Below are 16,931 nucleotides of genomic sequence, written 5' to 3'. Positions count from 1 at the left end.
GCGAATATTTCAAAGAATTAATGTTGACATATTTACAATATCAATCCAGTGTCTGACCTCATCATGGCGCGGCAACCTGTCAGGAACCAGACAGATGGAGGGCGCGATGACTGCATCTATGGGAGGATCAGATGTCTAATCGAAACAATGGAACCGGCTCGACACAGCCGCAGATGACGCGCCGCAACGCCCTGAAACTCGGTCTCGGCACGAGCGTGGCCCTCGGCCTCTTTGGCCTGAATGCCCGTATCGTCGTCGCCCAGGAAGGCCAGGTACTCAAGGTCGCACATCCCGCATTCAACCAGGATTGGTCGCCGTTGCGCGGCGGCGGCCCGCCCTATCGCTGGAATTCCGCCTGGTGGGCCGCGCCGATGTATTTCGACAGCAAGGGTGAATTGCACCCTTACGTTTTTACAAGTTGGGAACCGGACGCCGACAACAAGACCTGGACCTTCAAGATCGACCCGAAGGCTGTCTTCTCCGACGGCAGCAAGATCACCGCTGAGGACGTGAAGGGCTCGTGGAACGTTGCGGCCATGCCGAACACGAAGAACCAGCGCGCCGATCAGGTGCTGAGCAAGGTCGCCGGCTATGCTGACGTGAGCGCCGGCAAAGCCAAGGAAATTTCCGGTATCGCGACGCCGGACGAAGGCACTGTCGTCGTCACGCTGGCCGACGCCGATCCGATCTTCTTCATGCGCCTCGGCAACCACATCGTCCCGATCACCAAGGCGTCGCAATCTCGTGGCGAAGACGGCGAGGAAGTCGCCGACTGGTACATGCCCGACAACGGCGCGGTCTCTTCCGGTCCGTTCAAGCTGACCAGCATCGACCTCGACGCCGGCAAGCTGGTGTTCGAGCCGAACGAGAACTTCTTCGGCCCGAAACCGAAGCTCGCCCGCATCGAGATCGACTCGATCGAGGACAACGTCACCGCAACATCGCTCCTGAAGTCCGGCGAATACAATGCGCATACCGAACTTGTCACCTCGACCATCGTGCAGGATCTCGGCGCCAGCTTTGCAGAAGGGCCGCTGATTCCGACCAGCCAGCACTTCTGGTTCAACGCTTCCCGCGCGCCAATGGACGATCCGAAGGTGCGCCAGGCGCTGATCATGGCCGTCGACCGCGAGGGCCTGATGAAGGCCTCCTTCCCGGATGGCCCGCACAAGAAGACGGACCAGGTTCTGAACTCAGTGCCGGGCGCCGACAATTCCGGCTTCGAACCCTACCCCCATGATCCGGAAGGCGCCAAGAAGTTGCTGGCGGAATCAAGTTATGGCGGCCCAGAGCGTCTGCCCAAACTTCTCTTCGTTGGCATTTCCGGTCCGGCGATCGAGGCGGCAGCGCAGTTCATCGCCGAGCAATGGCGCCAGAACCTTGGTATCACTGCCGTCGACATGAAGCCGCAGCAGGATGCCTATGCCGGTCCCGACCAGAACGCGGTGCAGATTTTCCGCGACGACGTTGGAACCCGCGTTCCGGATGCCGTTTCCTATCTCGCCGGTTCCATCGCTTCGACCTCCTCGAACGCGCAGAACAAGCTTGGCGGCTACAAGAACGACAAGGTCGACAGTCTGCTCGCCGAAGCCGCCACCAAGGCGGTGGATGATCCGCAGCGTGTTGCGCTTGCGCAGGAAGCGCAGAAGGCCTTCCGCGAGGATTGGACCTTCATCCCCTGGTACGCCCAGGCCATGTCGCGCTGGGCGACCGACAAGGTGACCGGCATCGACAAGAACCTCGACTGGCAGGTCGTGGCGCCTTGGGACATCTCGGTCGCTTGAGCCAAGCGGATACCAACATCTCCTGTGCGGGAGCGCGAACCGCTTCCGCACAGATTTCGATTGCTGGAGTATGATAGCGCGAGCTTACGCTGCGGCGAGAACTCGAAGCTTCATCTTCAGAAAACCAGGGTGGGAGACTGCCATGCTGCGCTACATTGCGACCCGTTTCGTCGTCTGGATTCCCTCCGTCCTGCTCGTTATGCTCGGCGTCTATGCGCTGGCCTATTATGGCGCCGGCGACCCGATCAAGCTGATCTTCCTGCGCGCGCCAGGCGACGTCGCCTACAACCCCGAACGCATCGAGGCGATCCGCGAAAGTGCGGGCCTCAACCGGCCGTTTCTCGTCCAGTTTGGCAGCTATATCTGGAACCTGCTGCATGGCAATTTCGGCAATTCGCTGAGCTCGGGACGTTCCGTCTGGGCGATGGTCTCGGCCGCGGCTCCCGTTTCCTTCAAGCTGGCACTCTGTTCCGTCATCCTCACCGCCGTCGTCGCCATTCCGCTTGGGCTGATCGCCGCACTGAACCAGAACACCCGCACCGACTATGCCATTCTCGGTTCGGCCCTGTTTCTCTGGGCGATCCCGGCCTATGTCGCGGGGCCCATGCTGATGGTGCTTCTGATCATGGTTCTGCCCGGCTCGGCCGTGCCTTATGGCTGGGGCGGCGTCTTTGACGTCCGCATCCTCTTGCCGCTGCTTGTTCTGTCCTTCCAGCCTATCGCGCTGATCGTGCGGCAGACCCGTGCTGCCGTGATCGAGGTGCTGTCGGAGGATTTTGTCCGTACCGCCCGCGCCAAGGGCGTACCGGAAACGATGGTGGCACTTCGCCATATCCTGCGCCCGGTGCTGACGCCGGTCGTCACCCAGCTCGGCCTGATCATGATCACCATCGTCAACGGCGCTATCTTCGTCGAGCTCGTCTTCGGCCTGCCGGGCCTTGGTCGCCTGACCGTGAAAGCGCTGACCAATACCGACTATCCGGTCATCCTCGCCGTGACGCTGATCGGCTCGTTCCTGGTGATGATCTCCAACCTTCTGGTCGATGTGCTCTATCCGCTGCTCGACCCGCGCGCCAACGATACCAGAAGGAGCCGCTGACCATGTCTGTCGTTCCCATGACCAACCCCGTCCAGACCGACAATGAGCCGCCTGTCAGCCTGTGGCGCGACGCATGGCACCGGCTGCGCCGCAACCGGCTTGCCGTCTTCGGCCTCATCGTCGTCGTTATCCTCGCCTTCACGGCCGCCTTCGGGCCATACCTGACGCCCTACGACTTCCTGAGCCAGGATCTGAGCGCCCGCAACCTGGCACCGTCGATGTCGCATCTCTTCGGCACGGACGATCTCGGCCGCGATGTCTTCAGCCGCGTCATTTATGGCACGCGAACCGCCTTCCTGGTGGCCGTTGTCGTCACCTTCATCGCCGTTCTCATCGGCGTTTCTCTCGGCGCGATGGCGGGCTTCTTCGGTGGCCTGCTCGACAAGGTCGTCATGTGGGTGACCGACATGACCATGTCGATCCCCAACCTGCTTCTCGTCGTCGTCATCAATGCCTCGCTGAAATCGCCAATCGCTAGCTGGATGGAAAGCCGGTATCTGGCGACGCTCAACCCGATCTATCGCGAAACGGTCTGGGTCGATTTCCTGCTCGTCTTCGGCTCGATGGCGCTGATCTCCTGGCCGCCCTATGCGCGCCTCGTTCGGGCGCAGGTTCTGTCGATCCGCTCGCGGCCCTATATTACCGCAGCGCAGGCACTTGGCCTCACCAACCGCATCATCCTCATGCGCTATGTCGTGCCGAATGCACTGGGGCCGCTGATCGTTGCCGTCAGCGCCGGTCTTGGTACGGCCATGGTGCTCGAAAGCGCCTTCTCGTTCCTCGGCGTCGGGGTAAACCCGCCGACCCCGAGCTGGGGCAACATGATCTCCGACGGCCTGCGCGTCTGGCAGCATTATCCGCACCTTCTGGCTGCTCCCGCCGCCGTCCTCGGCCTTGCCTCCGTCGCCTTTTCGTTCCTCGGCGACGGTCTCAACGATGCCCTCAATCCGCGCGGAGCGAAGTGATGCTGATGGCCAACGACATTCGCCCTGAACCCACGTCGAGGACCAGAGAACGCCTGCTCGACGTCAAGGACCTGACGATCGAGATCGACACCCGCAGCGGACCCGCGACCATCGTCGATGGCATCAATCTGCATGTCGACAAAGGCGAAACGCTCGGCATTGTCGGCGAGTCCGGCTGCGGCAAAAGCCTGACGATGCTCAGCCTGATGCGGCTTCTGCCGAACAAGATCAAGGTCACGAAGGGCGAGGCCAATTTCGCCGGGCGTGACCTGCAGAAGATGTCGAACTCCGATCTGCGCAAAGTGCGCGGCGGCGAAGTCGGCTTCATTTTTCAGGACCCGATGACCTCGCTCAACCCGGTGATGCGCATCGGCCAGCAATTGGCCGAGCCTCTCATTTATCACCGCGGCATGACGAAGGCACAGGCGCGCAAGCGGGCCGGCGAACTCCTGAAGCTTGTCGGTATTCCCGGCGCCGAGGAGCGTCTCGACGCCTATCCGCACGAGTTGTCCGGCGGTATGCGCCAGCGCGTGATGATCGCCATCGGGCTTGCCTGCAATCCGCAACTGCTGATCGCCGACGAGCCGACCACCGCACTCGACGTAACGATCCAGGCACAGATCGTCGATCTGGTGAAGGAGTTGCGCGACAAACTCGGCATGTCCGTTGTCTGGATCACCCACGACCTCGCGCTGATCGCCGGTCTCGTCGATCGTATCAACGTGCTCTATGCCGGCACCGTGGTCGAGGATGCGCCCGTCGACGCGCTGTTTGCGAATCCGAGCCACCCCTATACTCAAGGGCTTCTCGCTTCCATCCCGAAGCTTTCCGACGAGCGTTCGACACGCCTCAGTTCGATCGGCGGCACGCCACCGGAGCCGGGCCGCCGCCCGACGGGCTGTCCCTTCGCACCCCGCTGTCCGCTGGTGGAACAGATCTGCCACGAGCGCGTCCCCTCGCTGGAAGGCATTGGCGAGGCCGGCACGCATCGTGTCGCCTGCTTTGTCGCGCAACGCAAACTGGAGGCTGCGTGATGGGCGCCCAACCGCTGATGCGCATCGAAAATCTGGTCAAACACTTCCACGTCCGGCTTGGCGCCTTCGGTGAGCGCGCCGCGACCGTACATGCGTTGGATGACGTCAGCTTCGAAATACTCGAAGGCGAAACCCTGAGCCTCGTCGGCGAATCCGGCTGCGGCAAGTCGACCACCGGCTTCACGCTTCTCAACCTGCACAGGGCGACCGGAGGCAGGGTCATCTATGAGGGGAGGAACATCGTCGATCTCGACGAAAAGGCGATGCGCCCCTATCGGCGCCAGCTTCAGATCGTCTTCCAGGACCCCTATTCGACGCTCAACCCGCGCATGACCATCGGCGAGGCTGTCGGCGAGCCGATCCTGTTCCACAAGCTCGCAACCAAGGCGGAACTGCCGCAGAAGATTTCCGAACTGCTCGCCGATGTCGGCCTGCCGCCACGCTTCGCCTCGCGCTACCCGCACGAACTGTCCGGCGGGCAGCGTCAGCGCGTGGCGATCGCCCGCGCCCTTGCCTGCCAGCCGAAATTCATCGTCTGCGACGAGGCAATCTCGGCGCTCGACGTTTCGGTCCAGGCGCAGATCATCAACCTGCTTCTGGATCTGCAGCAGAAATACGGACTGACCTACCTCTTCATCGCTCATGACCTTGCGGTGGTCCGCCATATCAGCGACCGCGTCGGCGTCATGTATCTCGGTCGCCTGGCAGAACTGGCGACACGCGAGGAACTGTTCGAGCATCCGCTGCATCCCTATACCAAGGCACTTCTTTCCGCTGTGCCGGAAGCCGATCCCGCCCACGAGCGCAGCCGCAAGCGGCAGATTTTGCAGGGCGACGTGCCAAGCCCGCTTTCGCCGCCGTCCGGTTGCCGCTTCCACACCCGCTGCCCGATCGCCATGAGCGTCTGCAGCAAGGTCGTGCCGGAGTGGCGCGAGGCGCGTCCCGGACACATGGTTGCCTGTCATGCCGTCACCGAGGGATTGCCTGGATGACGCTGCAAGTTGCCATCATTGCCGACGACCTGACGGGCGCGCTTGATACCGGGACGCCTTTCGTCGAGGCCGGCCTGACGGTGGCGGTGGCGATCAACGTAAAGGCGCTGCGCGCGGCATTGGCTCACAATCCCGATGTCGTCGTGGTCAATACAGTGTCACGTGCTCTTTCGGCGGATGCAGCCGCAGCGAGGATCGAGGCTGTTGCTGCGGCGATCGGCTCAGAAACGCCCCGTATTCTCTTCAAGAAGATCGATTCCAGACTGAAAGGCAACGTCGCTGCCGAAAGCACGGCGCTCGCCAGCGCAACAGGCCGCAACACGATCATCGTAGCTCCTGCCATTCCCGATCAGCAGCGCTTCACGGTCAACGGCGCCGTCACGGGGCGCGGCGTGGAGACGCCGTTGCCAATTCGCCCTATATTTCCTTCCAGCTCCTTTTCGGTAGAAGTTTGTAATGCCTCCAGCGATGGCGAGTTGGATGACCTGGCCCGTTGCACCGATTGGACCACGAAAGTCGCCGTCGGCGCGCGCGGCCTTGGCGGCGCCTTTGCCCGTTCGCTGGCAAAATCGGCACCAGCGCCCTCAATATTTTCGCCGTCCGCAAAGACCCTGTTTGCCTTCGGATCTCGCGATCCGATCACCACCGCGCAGATAGAACATCTCTGCAACATGCGTCAGATCGCCTTGATCGCCGACGCGCCTGCCGGCAATCTACCGCCTGGCGCCATCACTGCGCTTCCTGCGGTGGCGCGATGCTCCGGTGAACAAACAGTGCTTCCCGAGCGGGTCGCTACCCGCTTCGCCGAGGGTATCTGCAAGACGGTTGAACGGACACAACCGGAGATGATGATGATGGGCGGCGGCGACACGGCGCTTGCTATCCTGGAAGAACTGGGAGCCTCCGTCCTTATTCCGAACGGCGAAATCGAGGCGGGCATTCCCTGGTTCGAGATCGAAAGCGCAGATGGCAGAGTTTTCCGTTGCGCGGTAAAATCGGGAGGCTTTGGCAACGTTGATTCTTTGCTAAAACTCGTCCCTGAGAATCTGCTAAGTCAAAGGACGTCCAACAGGACAAGGATCGAAAAACAGGCGTGGTGAAGAAAATGGCGCAAGATGCCCCCTCAATCGGAGAGCCCGGCCAGGCCGCCAAACCGGAGCGTGGGAAATCAATCAGGCTGGTCGATCGCGTCTTCGACCAACTGCGCGAGCGCATCCGTTCCGGCAACTACCCACCGGACTCCCGCCTGCCGGGGGAACACGAACTCGCCTCGATCATGGGGGTCTCCCGCCCGATCGTGCGCGACGCGCTTGGACGGTTGCGCGAAGAAGGCATGGTCTATTCACGGCAAGGCGCCGGCACCTTCGTCAGTGCCCAGGCGTCGCCTGCCACGCATCTTGCCTATTCGCCGGTCAAGACGATCGCCGACATCCAGCGCTGCTATGAGTTTCGCTTGACGATCGAGCCCGCGGCAGCCTTTTTCGCCGCCCAGAGACGCGACGAAGCTGCCCTCCAGAAGATTGCCGCTGCCCTTGCCGATCTGCGCGAGGCGACGAGCCACCAGCTTCATCGCACCGACGCGGATTTCGTTTTCCACAGAGCGGTGACCGAGGCGGCCAACAATCACTATTATACGGCCTCGATCGAGGCCCTCAAACCGCACATTGCCGTCGGCATGCACCTGCATGGCCTGTCGCTGATGGGACCGAGGCTCGGCCTGGAAAAAGTCTTCGAGGAGCATAACGCCATCTATCAAGCGATTGCCGATGGCCGCGCGGAGGATGCGGAAAGGGCGATGCGACTTCATCTCGAAGGTTCCCGCAACCGCCTGTTCGAAGACCGCGTCCTCGATCTTTCCTTCTGATCGCTCCGAGCAAAAAAGCCAACGCTCCTGCAGAACGCTGGCTTTCAAGTCTTGTCGTCAAGCTGCTGAACGTGAATTCGAAAAATCGTCGCCAGAAAAAAATTTGCGCTCGGCCGACATAGGGGATCGAAGCCATGCCGTTTTGCTGAACCGGTAGGTTCAGGTTGGCGAAGCAAAATTCGTTCAGGGTCGGCTGTCGTGGAGCGCTAAATTGGATATAGCCAGCCATGAAAACAAATCAGGAGAAAACGCGTGGAAACGACGGAAATTGGCAGTCGCAGTGATTTTGCACTCTGGGCTATTCAGCGTGCGCAGGAAATCGTGACGACCGCAGGTGCGTCCTTTGCGATTGCCGCACGTGATATGAACGAAGAGGCACTTGCCGCAACCGCTGCGGAGCTTGGGAAAGCAATCAGCGATGCGATGCTCGAGGTATTTGACGGCCTGGTGGCGGAATGAGTGTCGAGAAAGCATGAGCATCAGTAGGGCGGCAAGTGCCACGCCTAACCACCTTGTGGGTGGTCTGAAATCTCAAGACGTTGTCATGGCCATAGCCATGCAGCTTTAAGATGCGTTACCGTGCATGCATATGAGCTGTTTGGTTCTGTGCCGGCCCACAGGCACTCCTTTGTCAATGTTGGTTTGTGTAATTTGCTCGCATCCGCCCATTGCGTAGGTCTCTGATCGACGCCCGAAGGTGACGAGCCGCTCATCACACTTTTACCGCAAGCACTGTCGATAGAACCGCTTGATATCGGACAGGGTGGTCATGGAAATCGCAACGCCCACGCCTATGTTCAGTCCGGCGAAGGTACAATGCGAGGGATAGATGTCGGTTGAGATCAGGCGCAGAGCGGCGGAGAATGCGTTTCGACGAGCGCGTGAGGCTGGGCACGCCGTAGAACAGGACGACCGTTTCCATGCCTGGATCGAGGAATGGATCGTCGGGCAAATCGAGATGCCGGAGGTTGCCAAGCGTTACCGCTCCCTTCTCAGCGAACGATCTGCCCTACGGCACGTCCGAGCCGCTGCTCCTGCTGGAGACAATGTCCAGGATCCGAGCGTACCTGAAGCCGAACAGCCATTTGACCTCGAAACCGAGATCAATCGGCTGATGGTTGAGGACCAGCAAGCTTCGAAGGATTGATTGTCCTGAGGTATAATACCTGGCCGCTAATATGGAAGCCCAACAACCGAATAGCCCCTCCCTCCGGAGGGAGGGGCCAAAGATGAGGTGCGGAAAAATACCTCCGCACTCCGGCTGACTGTTCAGATATCGCCGAGATTGCGACGACCGTCCAACAGGTACAGATGTTGGGGTTTTGGGTATGGTGAACGGCTCAGGACCGGGCCACGATTGGCTTGCCGCTCGCGTCCCTAAAGCCGATTATTGGTGCTTTTCTGCCGCGACCAATGCATCGACCAGACCGATTTGAGACCGTACTCCGCGTTTGTATTCGGAAATCAGAATTCTCGCCTCGTTCTCGGCTTTGCTTCGAAGCATATTGTTTTGGCTGCACCAGGCATCAAGAACGGTTTGCAGCAGCGCGATATCTTTTGGTGGTATGGTGGTCGTGAAATGTTGCATCATTATCCCTCCCGAGGACGACAACATCGAGTTGCATCGATCGTCTACCGCGATCTTCAGCGATACGACTTTAGTCTAATTTTTCGTCGCTGGAAATTACGAAAAATGATGACGCCGCCCGACTAGTAAATTTCATCGAAGACGATAGATTGCGCGCTTCCTCTTCAGGACTGCAATCTTCGAAAGGTTTCAAATGCAGGTATTGGTTCGCGACAACAACATTGATCAGGCGCTTCGCGTGTTGAAGAAAAAGCTCCAACGTGAGGGCGTCTTCCGCGAAATGCGACTGCGGGAAGCCTATGAGAAGCCGTCCGTGAAGAAGGCGCGCCAGAAATCCGAGGCCATTAGCCGTCAACGCAAGAACGTTCGAAAGCAGATGCAGCGAGAAGGCCTTCTGCCGGCTGCGAAAAAGAAGCCGAGCCGTTAAACCGGCACCCCGTCGCGATCGTCAGCCTTTTCTCCAGGCGTGACGCACTGCTCCGTACCGGCGTTATGTGGGCGGCGCTATCGGTGTGGGGGCCCGCAAGGGTTCTGTTGCAAACCCATTCATTAGGATCGGTGTGGCATTGATCTCCGGTAATGTTCCGGAGATTGGCAATGTTTGAAGGTCGGCATTTCGAGCAGTCGGTGATCTTGCTGTGCGTGCGTTGGTATCTGACTTATGGCCTGAGCCTGCGCGACCTGAAGGAAATGATGGCCGAACGCGGCATCAGCGTCGATCATTCGACGATCCATCGCTGGGTCGTGCACTTTGCGCCCCTGCTGGCGGAGCGGTTCAACCGGCGCAAGCGCGTCGTCACCGGCAAATGGCATGCCGACGAGACGTATCTCAAGGTTCGCAGTCGTTGGAGATATCTCTATCGGGCCATCGACAGCAACGGATGCACGGTCGAGTTCTGGCTCAGCGAGCATCGTGACCCTTTTGCAGCCAAACGCTGCTTCAAAAAGGCGTTCGCCCGGCATGGCCGGCCGGAACGCGTCGTTATCGACGGCAGCCAGACCAACCGGGAAGCGATCATTTCCTGTGACACCATCAGCCGCCTTCTGGATCGGTCGCGCCGCCGGCGGATCCAATGCTCGGCTTCAAGTCTTTCAGATCCGCAGTCGCAACATTGCCTGGCATCGAGATGATCCACATGCTGCGCAAGCACCAGCTGCAAGAACGCTCCACTGCCAGCTTGTCAATCGCCAAACAGTTCGAAACCCTCGTTGCCGCGATCTGAGCAGCCGCAGAAATCGCCCGGCCTCGCGGATACCTCAAATTTTGCAACAGAACCCGCGGAAGGCGTGTTCAAAGTCACAATTGACGGCAGCAGCGAGATTTTACGCGCGGGCGGAAGCTTTATCGTCCCGTCCGGCCTCGTTCACGGCGTCAAGGCGCTGGAGGCCGACAAGCTGATCGACAGCTTTACGCCTCACCGTGCGGATTTTCTCTAAACCAACCGTGTCGGGGGGAGTGATCCTCGTCAGCCGGCCTTGATCGTGTTCTTCCCCTCGCTCACCAACCTTGCGGCAGCATCGGCGACGGAGATCTGTTCGAAGGCAAGCTCGTCGGTGATGGGCCGCAGAATGCTGATATCGAACTCGGTCGAACCGATCGGCGCCGGTGGCGGATAGCCGCCGACCTGGTCCTTTAACCCGTTGATGTAATCGACCGTCGCCCGCTCGGTGGGATTGAGCGTCGGCAGGATGGCTTCACGCACGGCCGGCGACATCGGAACACCACGTTCAACACCGAGCAGTTTGCCAGCCTCCACGTCATTAACGAAGAAATCGATGAACTTCGCGGCTTCCTCGCCGTGCTCGGTCGTGGCGCCGATGCTCCAGATGAGAGCCGGGCGATAGTAGTGGCCGGATGGCCCACCCTTCGTCTCGCGCGGCAGCATGTCGATGCCAAGCTTGCCTTTCATCAGCAGCTGGTAGCCGACCATCTGGTTCGAATAGGCCATGCCCATGGCGGAGTTGCCAAGTGCCAGGCAGTTCGTGTCGATCGTGTTCTGGTCGAGCGTCTGGATATCGGCGCTGACCGTGCCGCCGCGCTTGCGCAGCTCTTCCCAATAGGCGAACCATTCCTTGGCGTCCTCGACGCTGAAGCCGAGACCGTTTTCGTCGTAGAGGCTGCTACCGCGCTGCCGCAGCCAGGCATCGAACACATAGCTGTAGCGCGCACCGTAAGGACCGCCCCAATAGGTCTTCCTGCCGGCCGCCTTGCTCATCTCGACCGCGATGTCGGCATATTCCTTCCAGGTCGTATCGCGTCCGGGCGGCGTGATGCCGGCCTTGGCAAATGCGTCGCCGTCGTAGAACAGCGAGAACGAGTTGAGGCCGAGACCGACCCCCCAAAGTTTGCCGTCCACCGTCGTCAGGTTGAGCATGTCCTTGCCGAAGGCGTCGACTTGCAGAGCCGATGGAATGAAGGGATCAAGCGCTAGGCAGGCGCCACGCTTCGAATAGTCGGAAATCGTCCGCGGTTCCAGTTGGAAGATGTCGGCGATCGAGCGCCCGGCCATCTGGGTGGAGACTTTGGTCCAGTAGGCGTCGCCGTTCAGGGACTCGCCGACGATCGTCGTTCCCGAATTCTTTTCCTGATAAAGCTTGGCGACCGCAAGCGTGCGCTTGGCGCGATCGTTCGAGCCCCACCACATGGCACGCAGCTTCGTCTCGTCGGCCGCAAAGGCTGACCGCGCGCCGCCCGCGCCGAGCACGAGACCGGCGGCTGTGCCCGCCGAGCCGAGCATAAATGAACGTCGGTTGATGAGCATGGACATTCCTCCCTGTCGTTACGACCCCGCTCACGCTCCTCCTGCGCAGTCGAGTCGATCATCGACGGGAAGAATTATGCAAAAATAATAATAATGCAAGAAATTATCTTTCTTGTTGCAAATTTGCATAATTTGCATAATGTTTGCGACATGATCGAGGAACCTTCCAGAAAACTTCGCCAAGCAGATATTGCCACGCGCGCAGGCGTTTCAGTGTCGACCGTCTCGCGGGTGCTCGCCAACGAACCGGGCATCAGCGCCGATGTTCGGCGCCAGATCCTCAAGGTGGCATCGGATCTCGGCTATCCGCTCAAGGCCGGAAGCCACACGGCGCCGGGCGTTCTGGCGTTGATTGCCAGTGACGGCGTCACAGGCGACCTCAGCGTCTTCTATGAAGGCATCGTCGAGGGGCTGCGTTCGAGCGCCGCAGAGTTCGGCATTCCCTTCGACATCCGGCTGGTGCGCGAGGATCGGGTAACGACGGAGGCCGTTCGGGACCTGATGACGACGGCCGGAGCAAGGGGCCTGTTTTTGGTCGGCATTGACCCCGCAGATACGCTACGCGCCTGGCTGGAGGAAAGTCGCACGCCCGTCGTTCTCGTCAATGGCACCGATCCCCTGATGCGCTTTGACGGAGTCTCGCCTGCGAATTTCTTTGGTGCCTATGAGGCAACAAACCGTCTTCTCGCGTTCGGACATCGCCGCATCCTGCATCTGACCGGCTCCCATCGGCACACACTGCGCGAACGGGCCCGCGGCTTCGAGGCGGCGATTGGAGCAACCAAGGACGCCACCGGCCGCATCATCCGGCTCTCCTTCCACACGAGCGCGATTGCCGAAGCCCGTGCCGTGACGATCGCCGCGCTTGCGGAAGACCCGGACGTCAGCGCTGCCTTCTGCATGAACGATTTCATCGCGGTTGGCGTGCTCGAGGCCGTGACCGAGATTGGCCGTCGCGTGCCGGAGGATTTCGCGATCGTCGGGTTCGACGATCTTCCGTGCGCCAGGATGACCGATCCGCCGCTTGCGACCATGCGCGTCGACCGCGTGGCCATTGGCCGCGAAGCTGTCGGACTGATGTTGGCGCGGTTTCGCGAACGGGACGCGCCTGCCCGCCATGTCTGCCACGCCGTCGTTCCGGTGCGGGGCGGATCACTTCCAGATGACTGAGAAGATAGTGCCATGATCTTTGATCCTGCCAGCAGAAACCCGCTCGCCGGTAATCCCCTCGCAAGCCGCGGCGACATGCAGCGCGCGCTGACCGATCTGTTCGATCCGCTGCTGCCGTATTTTTCAACCGGCAATGCCCGTGTCCGCCTCGATGCATCGGCAGGACATTTCGACCGGGCAGCGGCCGATCTGGAGGGTTTTGCACGGCCGCTCTGGGGACTCGCCCCCTTTACTGCCGGCGGCGGCGACTTCGCATTCTGGCACCGCTATGCCGAAGGCATCTCCAACGGCACCGACCCGAAACATCCGGAATACTGGGGCGCGGTCAAAGGCCGCGACCAGCGCATGGTCGAACTCGCAGCCCTCGGCTTCGCGCTTGCCCTCGTCCCGGAAAAGCTCTGGGATCCGCTCCCCCCCAGCGCAAAGGACAATCTCGTCACCTATCTGAAGCACGCCCGCCGTTTCAATTATGCCGACAACAACTGGAAATTCTTCCGTGTTCTCGTCGACATCGCTCTCGACCGGCTCGGCGTCGACTATGATTGCAGCCTGACGGAGACCTACCTTGAGGAACTCGACGGGTTCTACATCGCCGATGGCTGGTACAGGGATGGCAACGTCCGGCGCATCGACCACTATGTGCCCTTCGCCATTCACTTCTACGGGCTGATCTATTCGCGGCTGGTCGAGGACGATCGGGCGAAGCGCTATCGCGAGCGAGCGGCGCTCTTCGCCCGCGATTTCCGTCATTGGTTCGCCGAGGACGGGGCGACCATCGCATTTGGCCGCAGCCTCACCTATCGCTTCGCCTGCGCCGGCTTCTGGTCGGCCCTCGCTTTTGCCGACGTCGAAGCGCTGCCCTGGGGGGAGATTAAGGGGCTCTGCCTGAGACACCTGCGCTGGTGGGCTGACAAGCCGATGACCCATCGCGACGGGGTGCTGTCGATCGGCTACGGCTATTCCAACCTCCTGATGTCGGAAAGCTACAACTCTGCCGGCTCCCCCTATTGGGCCTTCAAGGCTTTCCTGGCGCTCGCCGTCAGCGAGACGCACCCCTTCTGGACGAGTGAAGAGAATCCGCTTTCGCCCGTCCGCCAACCTGTTCCCCTTCGTCATCCCGGCATGGTCGTCATGCGCGGTAAAGGTGATGTGGTGGCGCTTTCCTCGGGCCAGCAAAACCTCCAGCAACGCTTCGGCACGGAGAAATACGCAAAGTTCGCCTATTCGGCACGTTATGGCTTCAGCGTCGAATGCGACGAGCGCGGCTTTCATAGTGGCGCCTTCGATTCCACCCTCGCCTTCAGCGATGACAGCCTCCACTATCGGGTCCGTGAGACCAACGAGGAAGCAACGCTGGCGGGCAATGCATTGTTCTCGCGATGGTCGCCCTGGCCGGACGTCACTGTCGAGACCTGGCTGATGCCGGCAGGTCCTTGGCATATCCGCGTTCACCGCATCGTAACACCCCGGCCGCTCGAAACAGCCGAAGGCGGTTTTGCCATCGCCAGGCGTGACTTCGAGATGGATACGCTATCTTCGGTGGTGGGCGCCGCCTATGCGATCGGCGAGGAGGATTTCACCGGCATTCTCGACCTCGGCTCGACCATTCCCCGCGACGGCATCGCCCACAAGGCACCGCCTAATACCAACCTGGTCGTCGCAAAGACCCTCGTGCCGCAATTGCGCGGAAATATCCCCGCGGGAGAGACCATACTTCGCACCGCTGTGCTGGCGGCTCGCGACACGACCACCATCGCCGGTGACTGGCTGAAGCCGCCGTCTGCGCCAGCCCTCGACGAGCTTGTCGCAATGACCGCAAGCGCGGTTATCGTCAGCGCCATGGATGCGCCGGGACAGATCCCATGAAGCGTCCTTCGATCACCCTTGCCATGCTGCCGGACCGCACGCAGCACGTTCTTCCGCCGGAGCTCCTGCTCCGGCTTGAGCAACTCGGCCTTCTGCTTGATACCACGCCGATGACAACATTCACGGATGACAGGGCAAGGCGGCTGCTCGCCGAAACGGAAATTCTGGTCACCGGCTGGGGCGCGCCGCTTTTCGATGCCAACGCCCTTGCCTCCACCCCTAATCTGCGCCTCGTTGCCCATGCGGCAGGCACGGTAAAGGGTATTGTCGGTCCATGGGTCTTCGATGCCGGCGTGCTGGTCACGCACGCGGCGCAGGCGAATGCTCTCCCCGTTGCCGAGTTCACCCTCGCGGCCATCATCTTCGCTGGCAAGAATGTCTTTCGATTCCGCGATCTCTATGTCGCCCAACGCGACCGGACGCTCACCCATCCGCTTCAAGCCGAGTCGATCGGCAATTATCGCCGCGTCGTCGGCATCGTCGGTGCCTCTCGCATCGGTCGCCGCGTCATCGAGCTGCTGCGGCCCTTCGACTACGAGGTCTTACTTTACGACCCAATGGTCAGCGAGGGCGAGGCAGCCGATCACCAGGTCGAGAAAGTCGATCTCGATACCCTCTTCACACGAGCCGACATCGTTTCGCTGCACGCTCCTTCACTCCCGCAGACCCACCACATGGTCGACGCGCGACGCCTCTTGCTGATGAAAAACGGTGCGACGCTGATCAATACGGCGCGTGGCGCACTGATCGACGAGGACGCGTTGCTCGAAACGCTGAAGACCGGCGCCATCGACGCTATCATCGACGTGACGGATCCCGAGATCCCCGGGCGCACCTCGCCTTTCTATGACCTGCCGAACGTCTTCCTGACGCCGCATATCGCCGGCGCCGTCGGATTGGAGCGCATCCGGCTCGGAGAAACGGTGATCGACGAGATCGCCCGCTTCATCGACGGCAGGCCGCTGCGCCACGAGGTACGCGGGCAGGATCTGGAGGGCATGGCATGAGCGGATTCGAACCGGCGCTCTGTACCGTCACCTTCCGTTCCCTTCCCCCGGCGCAGATCGTCCGGCTGGCAACCGAGGCAAACCTTGCCGCCATCGAATGGGCCGGTGACGTCCATGTCATACCCGGAGACGATGAAGCTGCGCTAGCCATCGGCGGATTGTCCCGCGCGGCGGGGCTTGCCACCTCCTTCGGCTCCTATGTGTCACCGCCAACGGACGACATCGGTGCGTTCGCGAAGGCGCTCGATACGACGGTCAGGTTGGATGCCTCGAACATTCGAATCTGGCCCGGAACCCGCTGGCGCGATTCCGCCGACTACAGCGAAGCCGAACGACGGGCAGTCGCGGTATTGATCCGCGAAATGGCCGCGGAAGCCGAACGCGCGGGCGTTACGATCTCGCTTGAGTATCACCCTCAGTCGCTGACCGACACCACCGGTTCCGCCGAGCGTCTGATCGAGGCGATCGGTCATGACAACGTCTATCTCTGTTGGCAGCCCCGCCCCGGCCTCCCGATCGAGGAAGCCTTGGCCGAGATCGCGCGGATTGGCCAGCACGTATCGCACGTCCACGTTTTTGCCTGGGACCGCGAGCGCAACCGTTACCCGCTGGAGACCGCCAGCAGCTACTGGCGCTCAGTGCTTGCTGCAGTCCCCGCATCACGGTGGAAGGGCCGACGCTTCGCCATGCTGGAGTTCGTCCCGGAGGACGAGCAGGCCGCGTTTTTCGAGGACGCCGCAACGCTGCATCGAATTCTCGACGCCCAGGCAGCTTGAGGCAACGCGCCCTTGGGCATCAAC

General features: G+C 61.0%; 17 protein-coding genes and 1 pseudogene. 16 read left to right on the top strand and 2 right to left on the bottom strand.

The genetic code is table 11. The annotated features are described in order from the left end of the window. The first annotated feature begins 131 nt into the window (after positions 1-131). The 9 genes from ACSQ3F_RS24560 to ACSQ3F_RS24520 all read left to right on the top strand — a co-directional run bounded on the left by ACSQ3F_RS24560 (position 132) and on the right by ACSQ3F_RS24520 (position 8,885). A complete protein-coding gene (locus ACSQ3F_RS24560; RefSeq protein ID WP_436102795.1) occupies positions 132-1,784 on the top strand; it encodes an ABC transporter substrate-binding protein in 1,653 nt (550 codons plus the stop codon). 142 nt (positions 1,785-1,926) lie between these two features. Next, on the top strand, positions 1,927-2,883 hold the full coding sequence (locus ACSQ3F_RS24555; RefSeq protein WP_436102794.1) for an ABC transporter permease: 957 nt from the start codon (positions 1,927-1,929) through the stop codon (positions 2,881-2,883). 2 nt (positions 2,884-2,885) lie between these two features. Continuing rightward, positions 2,886-3,848, top strand: a complete 963-nt coding sequence (locus ACSQ3F_RS24550; RefSeq protein WP_436102793.1) for an ABC transporter permease — start codon at positions 2,886-2,888, stop codon at positions 3,846-3,848. Beyond that, entirely contained in the window at positions 3,848-4,882 is a 1,035-nt protein-coding gene (locus ACSQ3F_RS24545) for an ABC transporter ATP-binding protein (RefSeq protein ID WP_436102792.1), read from the top strand. The genes ACSQ3F_RS24550 and ACSQ3F_RS24545 overlap by 1 nt, the downstream gene beginning before the upstream one ends. Next, a complete protein-coding gene (locus ACSQ3F_RS24540) occupies positions 4,882-5,874 on the top strand; it encodes an ABC transporter ATP-binding protein (RefSeq protein WP_436102791.1) in 993 nt (330 codons plus the stop codon). The genes ACSQ3F_RS24545 and ACSQ3F_RS24540 overlap by 1 nt, the downstream gene beginning before the upstream one ends. Beyond that, entirely contained in the window at positions 5,871-6,974 is a 1,104-nt protein-coding gene (locus tag ACSQ3F_RS24535) for a four-carbon acid sugar kinase family protein (RefSeq protein WP_436102790.1), read from the top strand. The genes ACSQ3F_RS24540 and ACSQ3F_RS24535 overlap by 4 nt, the downstream gene beginning before the upstream one ends. Positions 6,975-6,979: 5 nt before the next feature. Further along, positions 6,980-7,738, top strand: a complete 759-nt coding sequence (locus ACSQ3F_RS24530; RefSeq protein WP_436102789.1) for a FadR/GntR family transcriptional regulator — start codon at positions 6,980-6,982, stop codon at positions 7,736-7,738. Between the two features lie 252 nt (positions 7,739-7,990). Further along, positions 7,991-8,197, top strand: a complete 207-nt coding sequence (locus ACSQ3F_RS24525; RefSeq protein WP_436102788.1) for a hypothetical protein — start codon at positions 7,991-7,993, stop codon at positions 8,195-8,197. 370 nt (positions 8,198-8,567) lie between these two features. Continuing rightward, on the top strand, positions 8,568-8,885 hold the full coding sequence (locus tag ACSQ3F_RS24520; protein ID WP_436102787.1) for a hypothetical protein: 318 nt from the start codon (positions 8,568-8,570) through the stop codon (positions 8,883-8,885). A 240-nt stretch (positions 8,886-9,125) separates the two neighbouring features. Here ACSQ3F_RS24520 and ACSQ3F_RS24515 read toward each other — a convergent pair whose 3' ends face one another. Next, positions 9,126-9,329 carry a hypothetical protein gene (locus tag ACSQ3F_RS24515; protein WP_436102786.1) on the bottom strand — a complete coding sequence of 68 codons (204 nt, stop codon included), beginning with the start codon at positions 9,327-9,329 and terminating at the stop codon, positions 9,126-9,128. Between the two features lie 190 nt (positions 9,330-9,519). On the opposite strand from ACSQ3F_RS24515, the gene rpsU reads away from it, so the two are divergent. The 3 genes and pseudogenes from rpsU to ACSQ3F_RS24500 form a co-directional block, all read left to right on the top strand. Then, positions 9,520-9,753 carry a 30S ribosomal protein S21 gene (rpsU, locus tag ACSQ3F_RS24510; protein WP_436102785.1) on the top strand — a complete coding sequence of 78 codons (234 nt, stop codon included), beginning with the start codon at positions 9,520-9,522 and terminating at the stop codon, positions 9,751-9,753. Positions 9,754-9,923: 170 nt separating this feature from the next. After that, positions 9,924-10,549 (top strand): IS6 family transposase gene (locus tag ACSQ3F_RS24505; protein ID WP_436102784.1). Its coding sequence is split into 2 segments (ribosomal slippage): positions 9,924-10,392 and positions 10,392-10,549, totalling 627 coding nucleotides; the frame shifts between segments, so codons are not numbered across the junction. A gap of 43 nt (positions 10,550-10,592) precedes the next feature. Next, positions 10,593-10,763: pseudogene (locus tag ACSQ3F_RS24500) on the top strand (cupin domain-containing protein); the annotation flags it as partial. Positions 10,764-10,792: 29 nt separating this feature from the next. Here the strand turns inward: ACSQ3F_RS24500 and ACSQ3F_RS24495 are convergent. Next, positions 10,793-12,088 (bottom strand): ABC transporter substrate-binding protein, encoded by a 1,296-nt coding sequence (locus ACSQ3F_RS24495; RefSeq protein ID WP_436102783.1) that lies wholly within the window; start codon positions 12,086-12,088, stop codon positions 10,793-10,795. 150 nt (positions 12,089-12,238) lie between these two features. Between ACSQ3F_RS24495 and ACSQ3F_RS24490 the strand changes: the two genes are divergently transcribed. Genes ACSQ3F_RS24490 through ACSQ3F_RS24475 form a run of 4 tightly spaced genes read left to right on the top strand, consistent with a single transcriptional unit; the run spans position 12,239 to position 16,907 of the window. After that, positions 12,239-13,258: a LacI family DNA-binding transcriptional regulator gene (locus ACSQ3F_RS24490; protein WP_436102782.1), complete on the top strand. Its 1,020-nt coding sequence runs from the start codon at positions 12,239-12,241 to the stop codon at positions 13,256-13,258. A 12-nt stretch (positions 13,259-13,270) separates the two neighbouring features. Beyond that, positions 13,271-15,124 (top strand): DUF2264 domain-containing protein, encoded by a 1,854-nt coding sequence (locus tag ACSQ3F_RS24485; RefSeq protein ID WP_436102781.1) that lies wholly within the window; start codon positions 13,271-13,273, stop codon positions 15,122-15,124. After that, positions 15,121-16,131 carry a hydroxyacid dehydrogenase gene (locus ACSQ3F_RS24480; protein ID WP_436102780.1) on the top strand — a complete coding sequence of 337 codons (1,011 nt, stop codon included), beginning with the start codon at positions 15,121-15,123 and terminating at the stop codon, positions 16,129-16,131. Before ACSQ3F_RS24485 ends, ACSQ3F_RS24480 begins: the two co-directional genes overlap by 4 nt. After that, positions 16,128-16,907 carry a sugar phosphate isomerase/epimerase family protein gene (locus ACSQ3F_RS24475; RefSeq protein WP_436102779.1) on the top strand — a complete coding sequence of 260 codons (780 nt, stop codon included), beginning with the start codon at positions 16,128-16,130 and terminating at the stop codon, positions 16,905-16,907. Before ACSQ3F_RS24480 ends, ACSQ3F_RS24475 begins: the two co-directional genes overlap by 4 nt. Positions 16,908-16,931 lie beyond the last annotated feature (24 nt).

Source organism: Pararhizobium sp. LjRoot238 (assembly GCF_964252955.1).
Classification (GTDB): domain Bacteria; phylum Pseudomonadota; class Alphaproteobacteria; order Rhizobiales; family Rhizobiaceae; genus Pararhizobium.
Note: the sequence above shows the minus strand (reverse complement) of the source record. Positions and strands in the feature narration are given on the sequence as shown.

Excerpts from the sequence above, each read along its gene's own strand:
- ACSQ3F_RS24555 (WP_436102794.1), top strand. The coding sequence starts at position 1,927 with ATGCTGCGCTACATTGCGACCCGTTTCGTCGTCTGGATTCCCTCCGTC.
- ACSQ3F_RS24520 (WP_436102787.1), top strand. The coding sequence starts at position 8,568 with ATGTCGGTTGAGATCAGGCGCAGAGCGGCGGAGAATGCGTTTCGACGA.
- ACSQ3F_RS24560 (WP_436102795.1), top strand. The coding sequence starts at position 132 with ATGTCTAATCGAAACAATGGAACCGGCTCGACACAGCCGCAGATGACG.
- ACSQ3F_RS24485 (WP_436102781.1), top strand. The coding sequence starts at position 13,271 with ATGATCTTTGATCCTGCCAGCAGAAACCCGCTCGCCGGTAATCCCCTC.
- ACSQ3F_RS24475 (WP_436102779.1), top strand. The coding sequence starts at position 16,128 with ATGAGCGGATTCGAACCGGCGCTCTGTACCGTCACCTTCCGTTCCCTT.
- ACSQ3F_RS24535 (WP_436102790.1), top strand. The coding sequence starts at position 5,871 with ATGACGCTGCAAGTTGCCATCATTGCCGACGACCTGACGGGCGCGCTT.
- ACSQ3F_RS24545 (WP_436102792.1), top strand. The coding sequence starts at position 3,848 with ATGCTGATGGCCAACGACATTCGCCCTGAACCCACGTCGAGGACCAGA.
- rpsU (WP_436102785.1), top strand. The coding sequence starts at position 9,520 with ATGCAGGTATTGGTTCGCGACAACAACATTGATCAGGCGCTTCGCGTG.
- ACSQ3F_RS24480 (WP_436102780.1), top strand. The coding sequence starts at position 15,121 with ATGAAGCGTCCTTCGATCACCCTTGCCATGCTGCCGGACCGCACGCAG.
- ACSQ3F_RS24490 (WP_436102782.1), top strand. The coding sequence starts at position 12,239 with ATGATCGAGGAACCTTCCAGAAAACTTCGCCAAGCAGATATTGCCACG.
- ACSQ3F_RS24495 (WP_436102783.1), bottom strand. The coding sequence starts at position 12,088 with ATGCTCATCAACCGACGTTCATTTATGCTCGGCTCGGCGGGCACAGCC.
- ACSQ3F_RS24515 (WP_436102786.1), bottom strand. The coding sequence starts at position 9,329 with ATGATGCAACATTTCACGACCACCATACCACCAAAAGATATCGCGCTG.
- ACSQ3F_RS24530 (WP_436102789.1), top strand. The coding sequence starts at position 6,980 with ATGGCGCAAGATGCCCCCTCAATCGGAGAGCCCGGCCAGGCCGCCAAA.
- ACSQ3F_RS24540 (WP_436102791.1), top strand. The coding sequence starts at position 4,882 with ATGGGCGCCCAACCGCTGATGCGCATCGAAAATCTGGTCAAACACTTC.
- ACSQ3F_RS24550 (WP_436102793.1), top strand. The coding sequence starts at position 2,886 with ATGTCTGTCGTTCCCATGACCAACCCCGTCCAGACCGACAATGAGCCG.